This is a genomic window from Qipengyuania sp. 902 (genome assembly GCF_051195295.1).
Classification (GTDB): domain Bacteria; phylum Pseudomonadota; class Alphaproteobacteria; order Sphingomonadales; family Sphingomonadaceae; genus Qipengyuania.
Genome location: NZ_JBNJLJ010000004.1, coordinates 180,962 through 195,274 on the forward strand (window position 1 = coordinate 180,962; position 14,313 = coordinate 195,274).

General features: G+C 59.4%; 18 protein-coding genes. 8 read left to right on the forward strand and 10 right to left on the reverse strand.

Features of this window, described 5'->3' with window-relative positions:
- Positions 1-14: 14 nt before the first annotated feature.
- Genes ACSH0F_RS13165 through ACSH0F_RS13180 form a run of 4 tightly spaced genes read right to left on the reverse strand, consistent with a single transcriptional unit; the run spans position 15 to position 4,089 of the window.
- On the reverse strand, positions 15-905 hold the full coding sequence (locus ACSH0F_RS13165) for a ribose-phosphate diphosphokinase (RefSeq protein ID WP_435203531.1): 891 nt from the start codon (positions 903-905) through the stop codon (positions 15-17).
- On the reverse strand, positions 902-2,413 hold the full coding sequence (locus ACSH0F_RS13170; protein ID WP_222553341.1) for a thymidine phosphorylase family protein: 1,512 nt from the start codon (positions 2,411-2,413) through the stop codon (positions 902-904). Before ACSH0F_RS13170 ends, ACSH0F_RS13165 begins: the two co-directional genes overlap by 4 nt.
- Positions 2,410-3,792, reverse strand: coding sequence for an MBL fold metallo-hydrolase RNA specificity domain-containing protein (locus tag ACSH0F_RS13175; RefSeq protein ID WP_435203533.1), 1,383 nt, complete (start codon positions 3,790-3,792; stop codon positions 2,410-2,412). Before ACSH0F_RS13175 ends, ACSH0F_RS13170 begins: the two co-directional genes overlap by 4 nt.
- Positions 3,793-3,816: 24 nt before the next feature.
- Entirely contained in the window at positions 3,817-4,089 is a 273-nt protein-coding gene (locus ACSH0F_RS13180) for a hypothetical protein (RefSeq protein ID WP_435203535.1), read from the reverse strand.
- Between the two features lie 106 nt (positions 4,090-4,195).
- Between ACSH0F_RS13180 and ACSH0F_RS13185 the strand changes: the two genes are divergently transcribed.
- Entirely contained in the window at positions 4,196-4,480 is a 285-nt protein-coding gene (locus tag ACSH0F_RS13185) for a metal-sensitive transcriptional regulator (protein WP_435203537.1), read from the forward strand.
- 45 nt (positions 4,481-4,525) lie between these two features.
- On the opposite strand, the gene ACSH0F_RS13190 is transcribed toward ACSH0F_RS13185, so the two are convergent.
- The 3 genes from ACSH0F_RS13190 to ACSH0F_RS13200 all read right to left on the reverse strand — a co-directional run bounded on the left by ACSH0F_RS13190 (position 4,526) and on the right by ACSH0F_RS13200 (position 6,423).
- A complete protein-coding gene (locus ACSH0F_RS13190; RefSeq protein ID WP_435203539.1) occupies positions 4,526-4,849 on the reverse strand; it encodes a hypothetical protein in 324 nt (107 codons plus the stop codon).
- Between the two features lie 20 nt (positions 4,850-4,869).
- On the reverse strand, positions 4,870-5,331 hold the full coding sequence (locus tag ACSH0F_RS13195; protein WP_435203540.1) for a DUF411 domain-containing protein: 462 nt from the start codon (positions 5,329-5,331) through the stop codon (positions 4,870-4,872).
- Between the two features lie 396 nt (positions 5,332-5,727).
- Positions 5,728-6,423, reverse strand: coding sequence for a DUF2231 domain-containing protein (locus ACSH0F_RS13200; protein WP_435203542.1), 696 nt, complete (start codon positions 6,421-6,423; stop codon positions 5,728-5,730).
- A gap of 94 nt (positions 6,424-6,517) precedes the next feature.
- On the opposite strand from ACSH0F_RS13200, the gene ACSH0F_RS13205 reads away from it, so the two are divergent.
- The 7 genes from ACSH0F_RS13205 to ACSH0F_RS13235 are packed head-to-tail and all read left to right on the forward strand — an operon-like array spanning position 6,518 to position 12,119.
- Positions 6,518-6,802 carry a hypothetical protein gene (locus ACSH0F_RS13205; RefSeq protein WP_435203544.1) on the forward strand — a complete coding sequence of 95 codons (285 nt, stop codon included), beginning with the start codon at positions 6,518-6,520 and terminating at the stop codon, positions 6,800-6,802.
- Positions 6,799-7,239 (forward strand): Spy/CpxP family protein refolding chaperone, encoded by a 441-nt coding sequence (locus ACSH0F_RS13210; RefSeq protein WP_435203546.1) that lies wholly within the window; start codon positions 6,799-6,801, stop codon positions 7,237-7,239. Before ACSH0F_RS13205 ends, ACSH0F_RS13210 begins: the two co-directional genes overlap by 4 nt.
- A gap of 6 nt (positions 7,240-7,245) precedes the next feature.
- Positions 7,246-7,815: an RNA polymerase sigma factor gene (locus ACSH0F_RS13215; protein ID WP_435203548.1), complete on the forward strand. Its 570-nt coding sequence runs from the start codon at positions 7,246-7,248 to the stop codon at positions 7,813-7,815.
- Positions 7,816-7,840: 25 nt separating this feature from the next.
- Entirely contained in the window at positions 7,841-9,688 is a 1,848-nt protein-coding gene (locus tag ACSH0F_RS13220; RefSeq protein WP_435203550.1) for a copper resistance system multicopper oxidase, read from the forward strand.
- Positions 9,688-10,842: a copper resistance protein B gene (locus ACSH0F_RS13225; protein ID WP_435203552.1), complete on the forward strand. Its 1,155-nt coding sequence runs from the start codon at positions 9,688-9,690 to the stop codon at positions 10,840-10,842. Before ACSH0F_RS13220 ends, ACSH0F_RS13225 begins: the two co-directional genes overlap by 1 nt.
- Positions 10,843-10,855: 13 nt before the next feature.
- Entirely contained in the window at positions 10,856-11,371 is a 516-nt protein-coding gene (locus ACSH0F_RS13230) for a YybH family protein (protein ID WP_435203554.1), read from the forward strand.
- A gap of 19 nt (positions 11,372-11,390) precedes the next feature.
- Complete coding sequence (locus ACSH0F_RS13235) at positions 11,391-12,119, forward strand: PepSY domain-containing protein (RefSeq protein WP_435203556.1); 729 nt, start codon at positions 11,391-11,393, stop codon at positions 12,117-12,119.
- 121 nt (positions 12,120-12,240) lie between these two features.
- Here the strand turns inward: ACSH0F_RS13235 and ACSH0F_RS13240 are convergent, their stop codons facing one another.
- From ACSH0F_RS13240 to ACSH0F_RS13250, 3 genes are all read right to left on the reverse strand, one after another.
- Complete coding sequence (locus ACSH0F_RS13240) at positions 12,241-12,891, reverse strand: cation diffusion facilitator family transporter (RefSeq protein WP_435203558.1); 651 nt, start codon at positions 12,889-12,891, stop codon at positions 12,241-12,243.
- Positions 12,892-13,093: 202 nt separating this feature from the next.
- A complete protein-coding gene (locus ACSH0F_RS13245) occupies positions 13,094-13,363 on the reverse strand; it encodes a hypothetical protein (RefSeq protein WP_119512645.1) in 270 nt (89 codons plus the stop codon).
- A gap of 312 nt (positions 13,364-13,675) precedes the next feature.
- Positions 13,676-13,969: a putative quinol monooxygenase gene (locus ACSH0F_RS13250; protein WP_160683805.1), complete on the reverse strand. Its 294-nt coding sequence runs from the start codon at positions 13,967-13,969 to the stop codon at positions 13,676-13,678.
- Positions 13,970-14,313: the final 344 nt, after the last annotated feature.

The following is a 14,313-nucleotide window of genomic DNA, read 5'->3' on the forward strand; positions in this document are numbered from 1 at the left end:
GCGTTACTCTTGGGTCACGTGTTATCGGTTAGTTCGGCGGCGGCATCGGACAAGGGGCCAGCCAACGAGATTGCGTTGCTCTCATGGAAAATGGAGTTGGTGGTGACGATCCGCGCAGCACCAGCATTGAGGATCTGGTTGTAGGCATCGCCCGAAAAGACAGCGTGGATGACAACGCAAATGGGCGGGCTGCATCCGGCATCGGCCAGTCGCGCGATCGCCTCGATCATCGTCCGACCCGAGGACGCAATATCGTCTAGGATGACGGGCGTTCCACCCAGCAGCGCCTCGCTTTGAGGAACGCTTACCTGCACCTCGCGATCTCCGCTGCGAACCTTCTCCAAGACCTCGAATGGACGGCCCGCGCGCTGTGCGACCTCGGCAACCCACTGCCGGCTCTCGCCATCCGGGCCCAGCAACACTGCGTCAGGCACGTTCGCCTTGATCCATTCGGCAAGCAGCGGTGCAGTCTCGACGCGCCGCGTGGGGATTTCGAACAACTCGCCAAGCGAATGAACCCGGTGGAGGTGCGGATCGGCAGTAACCAGCCAGTCGATGCTCTCCTGAAGGAAGCGTGCGAATATCGGCGCGCTGACGGCCTGACCGGGAGCGAAGCGCTGGTCCTGGCGCATGTAGGCAAGATAGGGCGCGATGAGGCCGACGGACCTTGCTCCGAACTCCCGCGCAGTGCTGGCTGTAAAGGTCAAAGGGAGCGCGAGGGGGTCTGGTTCGTGCAGGGTCGCGAGGATAGCTACGTCCTGATCGACAAGCTGTTCGGGCAAAGTGACGAGGGTTTCACCGTCGGGGAAATGGTGCAGATCGACCGGGTGGGCATGATTCCCGGTTCGCTCGACAATCTGCGTGGCAAGCGCTTCCATCCCTGGAAAGAAGAGAAGGACGCTCATTGCCCTTCACCAATCGTGAAGGCCGTAGCGCTCGAGCGCGCATAGTCTCTTGCCCAATCGAGCTCGCCCGAGGTTTCGGCGTGGATTTCGTACAGGGGCTCGCCCTGATCGACACGCTCGCCGGGCCGCTTATGCAATAGAACTCCGGCGGTCTTGCGACCGGGCGCGCCGGCAAGTTTGGCGATCCGTGCAATCCTTCGATTGTCGATCTCGGCGATTACACCGCCAACAGGCGCCGTCTCGACCGCATGGAACGGGGCAAGCCCGGGCTCGAAAAAGCCCCCTTGCGCCTCGCAGATAGCGCGAAATTTGGCCTCCGCTGCACCGCTGGCGAGGAGCGTTTCTGCTTGCTCGCGCCCGATCGGCCCATTGCCCTGAGCAAGCTCAAGCAGCGAACCGGCAAGATCGAGCGCACGTTCACGCAAGTCCGAAGGCGCATCAGCCTGTCGCCTCAGGACGGCGAGCACGTCGCGTGCCTCGAGCGAGGGCCCGATACCGCGCCCGACCGGCGCCGATCCATCGCTCACGTGAATGCGCAGATTGAGGCCGAGCGCAGCAGCAACAGATTCCATTCTGGCTGCCAACGACACAGCCGCTTCTGGCGACCGAACCTTGGCGGTAGGTCCCACCGGAATATCGATAAGGACGCGGGTCGAGCCCGCAGCAGCCTTCTTGGACAGGACACTCGCCACGAGTTGACCGTCGCTATCGAAATCGAGCGGGCGCTCGATCCTAATCAGCAAGTCGTCGGCCGGGCTGAGGTCGAGCTCGCCGCCCCATGCAAGACATCCTCCTTCGGCTTCGACTACCCGGCGCAGGTCCGCGATTCTGAGCGCGACGGGGGTCATCACCTCCATGGTATCGGCGGTCCCGGCCGGAGAAGTGATCGCTCGGCTAGAGGTCTTGGGGATGCGAAAGCCCGCAGCCGCAACGATAGCGACCACGATCGGCGTAGTGCGATTGCCAGGAAGGCCCCCCACGCAGTGCTTGTCGAGGATCATTCCCTCGCCCCAGTCGAGGGTTTGCCCTGCATCCTGCATTGCGCGGGTCAGGGCAATTGTCTCATCGACGTCCAACCGGTCTCCCGCGCACGATGCGATGAAGGCAGCGAGGTCTAGATCGGAAAGGCGGAAGGCCAGCACATCTTTGACGATTGCCCGAAAGTCATCTTGCGCCAGCTTTTGACCATAGACTTTCGCGCGAATGGCAGACGTGCTCTCTGCCGGCTCGGCGTGTCCGAAGAAGCCCTCGTCCCCCGGCCGGACACCAAGACTGGTCCAAGCCGAGTTGCTGAGAGCTGCAATGTCCGGCGCGAGCCAATCGGCATCGGTGACCACGTTCAGCGAAGCGATGATCTTCCGTTCACGAAGTGTGATTTCGACCCGGGTTAGTGAGCTGAAGCCCTCCGCCCGGCAGAGGTGGCAATCCTTGTGCATGAAGACGACCGGTTGGCGGTAGGTGTCGATACCGGCACGAACCAGCGGAATGGAGTGAACATTGTCGCTCATTGCGGGGACCTGATCAAAACTCGTTCGAGGTGTTCTGGCACACGGACATCCCAGCCGAGCTCGTGTTCGATCCGGAAACGCAACGCATCTGCGGCATCGGGTTCGCCATGCGTCACATAAGTCATTTGCGGCGGCTTCGCTTTGCCCATCCACGCAAGCAATTCGTCCGCATCCGCATGGCCGGAAAGTCCTTCGAGCTGGATGACTTCAGCACGGATTGGAATATCCTCACCGAAGATCCGGAGCGCGCGCTTCCCGCTAACAAGAGCTGCTCCGCGGGTGCCACCGGCCTGAAAACCGGAGAGCACAATCGCGTTCTTCGGATCTTGGCCGAAGCTGACGACGTGGTGCAGGATGCGGCCGCCGGTAAGCATGCCGCTTGCTGAGACGATTATCTTCGGGCCTACATCCCGGTTGAGCGCCTTCGACTCCTCGACCGTTCGTATACGCACGGCCAAGTCAAACATGGCCCTGCAATCGTCCCAGCTCACTCGATGTTCGCCATGGTGCCGATGATAGATGTCGGTCGCGTTGGCGCCCATGGGTGTGTTGAGATAGACTGGAATGTCAGGGATTTCTCCGCGTTCGCGCAGCCGCGCTATCTGAAGCATAATCCCCTGGACCCGTCCGACAGCGAATGCCGGCACGAGGATTGTCCCTCTCCGGCCAACGACCTTATTGATGACCTCGGCCAGTTCAGCTTCGGCGTCGACAGGCGAATGCGTGCGATTGCCATAGGTCGACTCGATTATGAGTATGTCTGCTCCAGAAAATTGATCGGGACTGCGCATCATCGGGTCTGTCGGTCTACCGACATCGCCGCTGAAATGGAGGACGCGCCCGTCGATGGTCAGCCGTATCGATGCCGCGCCCAGCAGGTGCCCAGCAGGTATAAAGCGCGCCGATATGCGGTCGCCCATATCGAGCGCCGTATCGAACGAAACCGGATCAAAATGCCCGAGCGCGGCCTTCGCATCATCCAGCGTGTAAAGAGGCTGCGGGTCGCGATGCTTCGAAAAGGCCTTGCGCCTTGCATATCGGGCTTCCTCTTCCTGCAGATGCCCGCTGTCGGGTAACAGAAGGCCACAGAGTTCGGTGGTCGACGGCGTGGCGTGAATCTTGCCGCGGAACCCGTTCCGAACAAGCGCGGGTAAATAGCCTGAGTGATCCAGGTGAGCATGCGTAAGGAGCACATCGCTGATGCTTTCCGGCGGTACCGGAAAGGGGTTCCAGTTGCGGAGGCGCAACTGCTTGAAACCCTGAAAAAGACCGCAATCGATCAAGATCCGCCGTCGCCCCTGTTCGACGAGGTAGCGTGAGCCCGTGACAGTCCCTGTTGCACCGAGAAAAGTGAGCGACGGTTGATCTTTCTCTTGCATTGCCCTTGCCTCTATCTCGAGAATTCAGGCGCCCCGCTTGCTGAAGTACCTATACAGCGGGACCGCGATGACGGCGATGTACCAGCCATAAAGAAAGCTGTCGATCGCCCCGGCGGCGAACCCAAGGGGCGTCAACCACTCGAAGCCCGGCAGAAGCGGTGCCCATGCTTCAACCATGTGAAACCTGCCAGGAACCGCGAGGCCGAAGCCTATGCAAATCAGATAGGACGCTAGGAGAAAGACGCTGAGCGTCCATCCCCACACCTTGATGCTCGGAACATCGGACGAATTCGACATGTCGACTCTCCTCTCAATATACTGTAGGGGGGTATAGTATGTGACCTTCGGAAAATCAAGTGTCGTAACGCCTCGGGGGAGATTGGCGCGAGGAGACAAAGCTGGCATGGAACAGCGTATGAAGACGAAGTTCGAGAAAGAGATCGCGCGCATGCGCAGGATCGAAGGCCAAGCCCGTGGCATTGCCAAGATGATGGAAGAGGACCGGTATTGCATCGACATCCTCCAGCAGTTTGCGGCAATGGAGGCCGCCTTGCGCTCAGCCCGCATGGAAGTGCTCAAAATCCACGCGAGCCATTGCCTGGAAGAAGCGGTCAAACTTGGCTCAAAGGATGATCAGCGAACCAAGATCGCCGAACTTATTGCCCTGCTGGAAAAGCAAGCTCGCTGAACTGCTCGCCCAACAGGGCTATGATTTTTGTGTCATGAGGTCGGCTCAACCCGGACCATGACCCTTATGCGCCGCGTGATCTTCTGCAGGTGCTTCCCCAGACGGAGTGTCGCCATCGGGCTTGGCGCCTGACTGATGATCACCCATCATACCATGATCCATCTTGGAGTAGTCCATCACACAGCAGGACATCTTGCCATCCTTGCCCTTCATCATCATGCCCTGCATTTTCATCCCGTTGTGCATCATCTCGCACATCTCGGGCTTTTCACCGGATGCCTGAGCATCGCTTGCGGGCGCCTCGCTTGACTGCGCCAGAGCGGGTCCGGCCAGCGACAGACCTGCGACCAATCCAATCAGTATTTTCATGTTGATTCTCCTCGTCTTGATCAGTTGTAGGTATTGAAGACGGTACGGCCTGATTTGCCGAAAGCGATCACCTGATAGGGTTGGGTCTGGCCGTTCATTTCCATGCCGGGCGATCCAAGAGGCATTCCGGCTACAGCCAGTCCCTCGACGCCCGCAGGGCGCTCACGGAGAAGGCGCGCAATATCGGCTGCGGGGACATGGCCCTCGATTACAAAGCCATCCACCACCATCGTGTGACACGACCGCAGATCATCGGGCACCTGATGCCCGTCCTTGACCGCCGCCATGTCCGGGCTGTCCTGTACGACAACCTCCGCAGAAAGGCCTCCGCGAACATGATCGGCCCAGTCTTCGCAGCATCCGCAACTGGGATCGCGGAACATGGTGTAGCTCGCAGCCTGCGCAGCACCGGTACATGCTGCAAGAAGCATTGCGCCGAGGATCGGAAGCAGGCGACGAATTTCGAAAGCTGGCTTAGTCATGATCGTGCCCCATGGCTTTCATGTCTTCGTCCGACATGCCGGTCATGTCATGACCGGCGTGCGGATCGTTCGTGGCGGATGGTGACGGAGCGGGCGCGGGTCGGGTTGGTGTGGGAGATGCCGCCCCTGTCTTGGGCTTGTCTGGCGTAGTTGCTGGCTTTGGGCTGGACGCCGGCATGTCAGACGACGCCGCGCCGGAATCGTCTCTCTCAGTAGCATTCTCGACTGCAACCGGCGTGGCAATGGTAGTAGCGGGCGTGTCGATTTTCGCCTCGCTCGCCGCGCTCTGATCGGGTGCCGGTTCGGAGGACGCACCGCATGCGGCCAGGCTGGCGGTGATCAGAGGAAGCAGCCCGAAGGTCCGCGTTCGCCTTAAAAGAGTCGTTTGCATATAGGTTACTCCAAACCAAGATGATTGGGGCCGAACACCATTTCACCTCCGTGATAGCCTTGGATAACCAGAGCCACCGCCAGTACGGCAATTACGAAACGGAGTGCCATCCTGCTTCCAGGACGAAATGCCAGCCATGTGGCTAAAATTGCGACAGCTGCGATTGCCGTCCCGTTCCACCGATGAAGAGCGAGTGTCTCCGACCGATCTTCAAGGCGCCAGCCTCCTGCGAACCAGCCAAAGACAGCGGCCGACGCAGCGCCGATGGCTCCACCGGAAACGAGAAAGCGCACGGTGGTTTCAAGTCCCCACGCTGGACGCATGAATAAAAAAAATTCTGCGATCGCAGCCATCAATAGCAGAGCGATGGGGAAGTGTGCCGCGATAGGATGAAGTCGCCCGAATAGGTCCCCCGCCGATGTTATCCTGTTCTCAGCTATCTTTGCCTTGAGAGCCTGTTCCGCGGTCAACTGAGTTGTCGCCGTCGCGGTGGCGGGCTCAGTAATTCCCACGGCCGATGGTTCGCGAACCGCGAAGGGCGCTCCATGCATTTCCGCGTCTCCTTGCATTTCCATCTGGGCCATCTCGGCATCGCTCATGTCGTTCTTGTGGCCATCGTGCGCGCTGGCGGTGACCGGCAAAGAAAGAGCCGCGGCTATGAGAAGGGCGAAGTGCGAACGAAGGATGCGAGAGAGCGTCATGTTCGGTATACGCCCAGCCCTTACGAAGCCCTCGAAAAAAGTTGTGAGGGTCAAATGCGCTGTCTTCGTATAGGTAGCGAAGGAACAGAACCGAATGAACAACCACGAACTCTTAGATCGCGCCTTAGCGGGCCTGGGGAACATGCGCGACCCGTCTGTACCCAACGGTTTCATGGAAGGGGTCTGGGCTCGAGCTGGTCAGTTCGAGGCGAAGGCCTCAGGCCGCGCCCGCTTCGCGTTGTTTGCGGCAATGGCCTTCGTCGGACTCGGTGCCGGTATTGGTTCGACCGCAGCGCCGGCAAGTGCCGAGACTGCAAGCTTCCGTCTCGTAGATGGCGCAGACCTTTCTCCTGCTGCGTTGCTGCACGTCGAGCCATGAAGATCGGCGCATTCCAATTTACGATTGCCGTCCTGATTGCATTGGCGGCCGGGTGTATCGGTGCGTTTGCCATAGGCGAATGGCGCGAAGCCGCGCATCCGCAGACACTGCATGACTTTGTCCACGATGAGCTCGACCTCGACGCTTCACAGAGGGAGCAGCTCGAGCAGCTCGAGGCACGCTTCACCGTCGAGCGAAATGAACTTGAAAGCTCCCTACGCGCAGCCAATGCCAGGCTCGCGGTCGCTATGGACAAGGAGCACGAATACGGCCCCCAGGTAGCTGCAGCCATCGACGATGTGCACGGTCGCATGGGCGACCTACAGAAGGCCACAGTCGGCCATGTTTTCGCCATGCGCGCACTGCTGAAACCCGAGCAAAAGGCGCGTTTTGATCGTCAGGTTTCCTTGTCGCTGACCGGCGAAGCCGACGAATGACCATACGTGCAGGGGCTCGACGACACTATTGAATCCGGCCTCGTCGAAAAGGTCAGGGCTGGCAACAGGACGGCGTTCGGCCGACTTGTCGAACCCCATTTGCCGCGACTTCTTGGGCTCGCCCGCCGAATGCTTGGATCTACGGAAGAGGCCGAGGACGCTCTGCAGACTGCTCTTGCATCAACATGGGTAGCACGAGCCAAGCTGGATCCCGCCAAACCGATTGCGGCTTATCTTACGACCGTAACACTCAACAAATGCCGTGACAGGCTACGACGGCGCAAGGTGGCGCAACTCCTACGCATTGGGTCGTTCGATCCGGAGCTTCCGATTGCCTCTGACGAGCCAGGCACTGAAACCGTGGTTGCCGACCGGCAAATGCTCTATGAAGTTTCACGGGCAATCGAAAGGTTACCAGTCCGGCTACGTGAAGCGCTGGTCCTGGTCGCCGTGGAAGGACGAAGCCACCGCGAGGTATCGCAGTTACTTGGCGTGACGGAGAAGACGGTCGAAACGCGCCTGTACCGTGCCCGTCAGCGCCTGCGCGAAAAAAACTCGGATCTGTTTGAGGCCTAATCGCAGTTCATGCGTAAGGCTGGGTATGAGCACCACGAAACCCACCCAACAATTCGCTTTTGACCGCCGCAGATTTCTTACCCGTAGCGCCCAGGCCGCGACGTTTATGGGGCTAGCGCACACCGCCCCGGCTTGGGCCCGAGGAGGTAATCTGCACGATGGGGCGATCCGCCCCGGTTTCGACGAGGTGTCGGGCCGCGACATCGCTCTGACAATCGGCGAAGGGCCTCGCGTCGTGCAGGGGCGTCGCGGACACGCGATCGCCGTCAACGGCAGCGTGCCGGGTCCGCTGGTTCGCCTCAAGGAAGGTCAGCCGGTTCGGCTCGCGGTCACGAACACGCTCGATGAAGACAGCTCGATCCACTGGCACGGCCTGCTGCTGCCTTTCCAGTTCGACGGCGTTCCCGGCGTCAGCTTCCCGGGGATCAAGCCGGGTGAGACATTCGTTTATGACATTCCCGCGCTGCGACAGAGCGGCACCTACTGGTGGCACAGTCACTCGGGGCTGCAGGAGCAGGCGGGGCACTACGGCCCGATCGTGGTCGAACCCGCCGCAACCGATCCGGTCCAGGCCGACCGCGATTACGTCCTGTTGCTGAGCGAATTCACCCCTCTCCATCCACATACCATCATGGACAAGCTCAAGAAGGGCGAAGGCTACTTCAATTACCAGCAGAATACCTGGACCGACGACTATCCCCTGTCGGGCGAGGACCGCAGGATGTGGGCGCGTATGCGCATGATGGCGACCGACATCCTGGACGTAACGGGCTCGACCTACACCTATCTCGCCAACGGGCGGGGACCGGAAGAAGGTCTGGAATTTCTCTTCACTCCCGGCGAACGGGTGCGCCTGCGCATCATCAACGGTAGTGCCATGACGTTCTTCAACCTTCGCATACCCGGGGTTAAGTTCTGGGTAGTCGGTGCCGACGGCCAGAACGTGCGCCCAGTCGAAGTTGAAGAATTCCAGATCGGCACGGCCGAGACTTACGACATTATTGTCGAGCCGACTGGCGAAGCCCGCACGATCGTGGCCGAAAGCATGGACCGCTCAGGCATGGCTGTAGCGACCTTGGCATCCCGCCCCGGTGCGCGGGCAAGTGTACCGCCCCTACGCGACCCCCCGCTGTTGACGATGGCGGACATGGGCATGAACCACGGGTCGGGCGGAATGGATCATGGCGGTGGCGACATGGCCGGGATGGACCATTCGGCCATGGGCCACGACATGTCATCGCAAGGTGCTGCTGCCGAACCGATGGCGGGCATGGACATGGGCGGCATGAATATGCGTGACACGTCCAAACTGCCTCCCGACGTAAAGGTCGGCCCCGGTATCGATATGGTGTCGATGAACCCGGTTGATCGCATGGGCGACCCGGGCATTGGCCTCGACAAGGTTCCCCACAAGGTCCTCACCTACAAGGACCTGGTTGCGCTAGCGCCGAATGACGATTTGCGCCGTCCGTCCAGGCAGATGGAAATCCATCTGACCGGGAACATGGAACGCTACATGTGGTCGTTCGACGGGAAGAAGTTCAGTGCCGTTAGCGACGATCCCATCCGCTTCGCCTATAACGAACGTGTCCGGGTGAAGCTGGTCAATGACACGATGATGGCGCACCCGATCCATTTGCACGGGCACTTCTTCGAACTGGTCAACGGTGCACCTGCCGATCGCCAGCCGCAGAAGCATACCGTTATCGTGCAGCCCGGTGGCAGCGCCACCTTCGACCTTACCGCCGACGAAGAGGGCGACTGGGCCTTCCACTGCCACCTGCTCTATCACATGCACTCTGGCATGTTTCAGATCGTGACCGTCGCGCCGCGGGGCAATCAGCCCGAAATGAAGCGGGTGGGAGAAGACTGATGCGTTTGCTCTCTGTCATGCTCCTTGCAAGCACCGCCACCCCCGCCATCGCACAGGATCATTCGGGTCATGCGATGCCTGGCGCGCAATCACCTTCCCAGACCGAATGCGAAAAAGAGGCCGCACGCCACCGCGCTATGGGCCATTCGGTGCCTGAGGGGGCGTGTGCGCCCAAAGCGCAACCAACCGAACCTGCGCAGGACGGCCATACCGGCATGGACCATTCTCAAATGGACCATTCCCAGATGGACCATAGTCAGATGCAGGGCATGGACCACTCCACCATGGATCATTCCAAGATGGAAGGCATGGACCATTCCGCGATGGGCCATAAAAACACGCAGCAACCCGAACAGACAACCATGGATCACGGTGCGATGGGGCACGGTACCATGGACATGACACCCATCCCGGAAGGGGCGCCTCCGGCTGCGGCAGGATCGGGTCCGCCACGCGCTGCCGATGCGATCTGGGGTGCCGATGCCATGCGAGCCTCGCGCAATGCCCTTCGCACCGAGAACGGCGGCATGAAGGTGTTCTGGTTCCAGGGCGACCGCGCTGAATATCGCGCGCGAGAAGATAGCGATGGCTATCTTTGGGACGTGCAGGGCTACTACGGTGGCGATACCGACAAATTCTGGTTCAAGAGCGAGGGCGAAGGCGCCTTCGGGGAACAGGTGGAGTCCGCCGAGATACAGGGACTTTGGAGCCACGCGATCGGACCGTGGTGGGATCTTCAGGTTGGCGTCCGGCAGGATCTGACCGGTCCCGAGCGCACCCATGCCGTCATCGGTGTGCAGGGTTTGGCACCCTATACTTTTGAACTCGATGCAGCCGCTTTTCTGTCAAACAAGGGCGACCTGACTGCAAGTGTAGAAGGCGAGCTTGACCAGCGCATCACGCAGCGCCTTCTCCTGCAACCTCGGGCTGAGGTAAGTCTTTCTGCTCAGGACATTCCCGAGCTCGGCATCGGTGCGGGCCTGGATTCGGTCGAACTGGGGCTGCGCCTCCGTTACGAAATCGCTCGCGAGTTCGCCCCTTACATCGGGGTGGAGCAGGAATGGAAAGTTGGCCAGAGCGCGGACTATGCGCGTCTCGCAGGGGAAGATCCCAGCGTGACAAACTACGTCGTCGGCGTCCGGTTCTGGTTCTGAAGAGGGGATTACAATGAAGTTCGGATATTTCGCGGCTGCTGCTGCAGCAGCACTCGCTGCAGTGCCCATTGCGGCACACGCACAGCACGCCGATCACGCTGATCATTCGGCACACGACACACACGGCGAGGCTCAGGACGCGCTTGAGCAAAGTGCGGAAGCCACGCTCGTCGCCTACCGAGACGCCTTGGTCGCACGAGACGAGGCTGCCATGAGAACGCTGTTCGCAGACGATTCCATGGTGTTCGAGAACGGCAAGGCTGAAGGTTCCTTTGCGCACTACATGGAGCATCATCTCGGTCCGGAACTTGGCGAAATCACCGAGTTTACATTCACAAATCCGACGGTGAGTGTCCGGGTGATCGGTCATGCAGCGTTTGGCCATGAAACCTATCGATACCGGATCGCCTTAAAGGACGGTCGCGTGATCGAGCGTGACGGGGTCGCCACGTCGGTCCTGACCCACGAGGATGGGGCATGGAAAATCGTTCAGTATCACTCCTCGTCCCGCGCCCCGCGTCCGAACTGATCAGGCAGTCGATTTTAAAATGGCAATTCAACGGTCGCGTAAGCTTCGGCTGCATATCTTCGGTAGCAAAGTCCACAAATGGCTAGCCGTCTTCGTAGGCGCGCAAGCTCTGTTGTGGATGGCCACGGGCACGCTCATGTCTTATCTGAAGCTCGAGCACGTCCGCTCCGAGCATGTCATCTCGCGCGAACCTGCGCCATTGAGCTCTGACGCGTCACTGCCGGCATGGGCGTCAAATGGCGGAGATCTGCTCTCGGTCACGACAAAAATGGTCAACGCTACACCGATGGTGGAGCTGCGCCGTTCGGACGGCACCGCAAGCCTTCACGACCCTTCCAGCGGACGGCTCCTCTCGCCCCTCTCGCGCGAGACTGCCGAGGCAATTGCCTTGAATGCCTGGTCAGGGCAAAAGACTGTCATTGAGGCGGCGACACCGGTCGCGAAGCCTGTCGGTACCGAATTCAGCGGTCCTTTTCCGGCGTGGCAGGTTCAATTCGGTGATCCGGATGCAACGCGCCTTTATATCGACGCCTCCAATGGCGCCCTACTTGCTGCGAGGAGCGACACCTGGCGCTTCTTCGATTTTATCTGGGGGCTCCACATCATGGATTGGAACGAGAGGCATCGGATAAATAGCTGGTGGTTGCTGTTGTTCGGCATTGGCGGGACCATCATTTCTGTCTCCGGCTTCGTGCTTCTTGCCAATCGCTTTCCTAAAATACGACGGCCTCGCGCAAAACGATCGTAATTGGATGGGTCGGACTAAGCTCTAGCAGGGCGTGCTCTTCTCGTAAGTTGAACGGGCCTCAGACGATCTACGAATGGCCATCAAACAGGCACGCGGGAGCGGATGGAGGAATTTTGGGCAGCTATGCGCCATCCTGGCGCTCGTCCGCTGCATCAGCTCGCAACTGCGGGAACGCTTCTCTGAGAACTCGAATTGCCGACCGAAGGATTATCACTGCCATCATCCCGCCGATCACGATGTCCGGCCAAGGTGAGGAGGTTAGCGCAACTGCGCCCGCCGCGATAAGGACGCCAAGGTTTGAGATCACATCATTGCGCGAACACTCGAATGTGCTCGCCATGTTCACATCTTGCTGCCTAAATCGCCACAGCAGCGATAGACAGACCACATTTGCGATTAGTGCCAATCCGCCGAAAACGAGCATCAAAGCCGATGACGGGGGCACTCCTGTGCTGAGCTTGATCGCGACATTCACCAGAATGCTTAAGCCCAGCAGTAGGATAAGGATACCCTTGAAGACAGCTGCGCCAGCTTTCCAGCGGTCGCCTCGCGAGAGGGCATACAAGCTAACGCCATAAACCAAGGCGTCTCCCAACATGTCAGTGGCATCCGCCATGAGAGCAGCTGATCCAGCAATCACGCCGGCTGCAAATTCGACGAAGAACATCACAGCGTTGATTGACAGCACGATGACCAGGACACGTCGTTGGTCTGCTTGCCTCGCAAGCTTCTCTAGCTCAGTTCCCTTGGATGAACAGCAATCGCTCGACATGGGTTCTAAATGGTCGGTTAGTTCAACAGCCGCAACCGGCTCGTTTACCGTTAGGCAGCTTTTCCCTTTGTTAGGCTTATAGCAGACTGTCGGCTGACGGCCCAGAACTCGCCACGATATGGCAGCTAAACTACCGGCGCCCGAAACCAAGCCGGTCAGACGATTCATACGTCGGATTGGTTCACGGGAATTCTGGTCACTTTCACTGGCCGGGAAATGGGATGACATTGGCGCTATCAAGAAAGGTCGCCATACCTTCATCAGCGACTACCTGCTCGAACGCCCTGAATGCCGCGTCATCATCTGCGAACTGGTCATCCCAAACGATCGAGGTACCCTTCTCATTGACGACTTCGAGGGTCCATTGACCTTCGTCCTCCAGACGAAAAATGTTCACCTCGACAGAAACCCCATCTTTCGATTGGCTACCCGATAGGCCGGAAGTGACAAGGTTAGGGTCGCGTTTGCTCATTTACTGCTGGATATTGCAGAAGGGCATCCGTGTAAATCGCATCGGCGCCGCACAAATGACCGGCGAATTTTGCCGGCAATGTGGCGGGGCATGTCTGGTGTAAAATAAGAGAGGCTACTGGCCGAGGCAGAAACCCAACGGACCGTCAGCTTTGCCCTGTCCGGAGCTTCACAGCCGACATTCCGGAAACGGCCCAAAAATGGCTGGCCATCAACGTGCCTTTACAGCAGTTACACTCGGCAGAAGCGGTTAAACCCACAAGCAGCCGTTGCTTCGACATCAAATCGAAATGACAGGACCGGCGGGCGCGCCCTATTTCGCGGCTAGAAGCGTGAGCTTATGGATCTGAGGCGGCTCGGCGAACAAATCTTCCGCCTTTTCCATTAGTGCAGCAGCCACTTTACCGTCGAGATGAGCCTGTCGATCCTCCTCAGTGTCAAAGGTATCGAAGATGGCGTAAGCGCCGGGGCCTTCTTCGATCGCATACCATGTCAGCGTGCCGGGCTCGTCTTGCACGAGCGGGAGTGCCGACTTGAGGAAAGCAGCGATGTCACTCTCCCTGCCGGGTTTGGCCTTCAAAGGCACGTAAAGAGCTAGTTTGGGCATGATCACCTCCTAGATGGTGCGGCCGGGTAAGTCGGCCAACGCTATAACGAACAAGTAGGTCGAAAGGGGCCCGCGCGCCGACCATGCATTTTTGAAAACGGGGGTTCAGTGTCGGCAACCCGCACTGCGCTTAGAACCGGCGCGGAGGTCACTGCAATCACGGACATAAGGGCGATCACATTCAGCGCGATGCCGCAAATGAACGTCCGCTAAGTCAAAGCTACCGTTCCTTTGGGGAAAGCCAATAATTGCCTGCCGGAAATGAGCGAAGGCTCATAAGAGGCCCCGGCGCGCGAGCGACGAAAGCGACACAAAACCGGTCCCGCGCTTTTGTGGGGCGCACC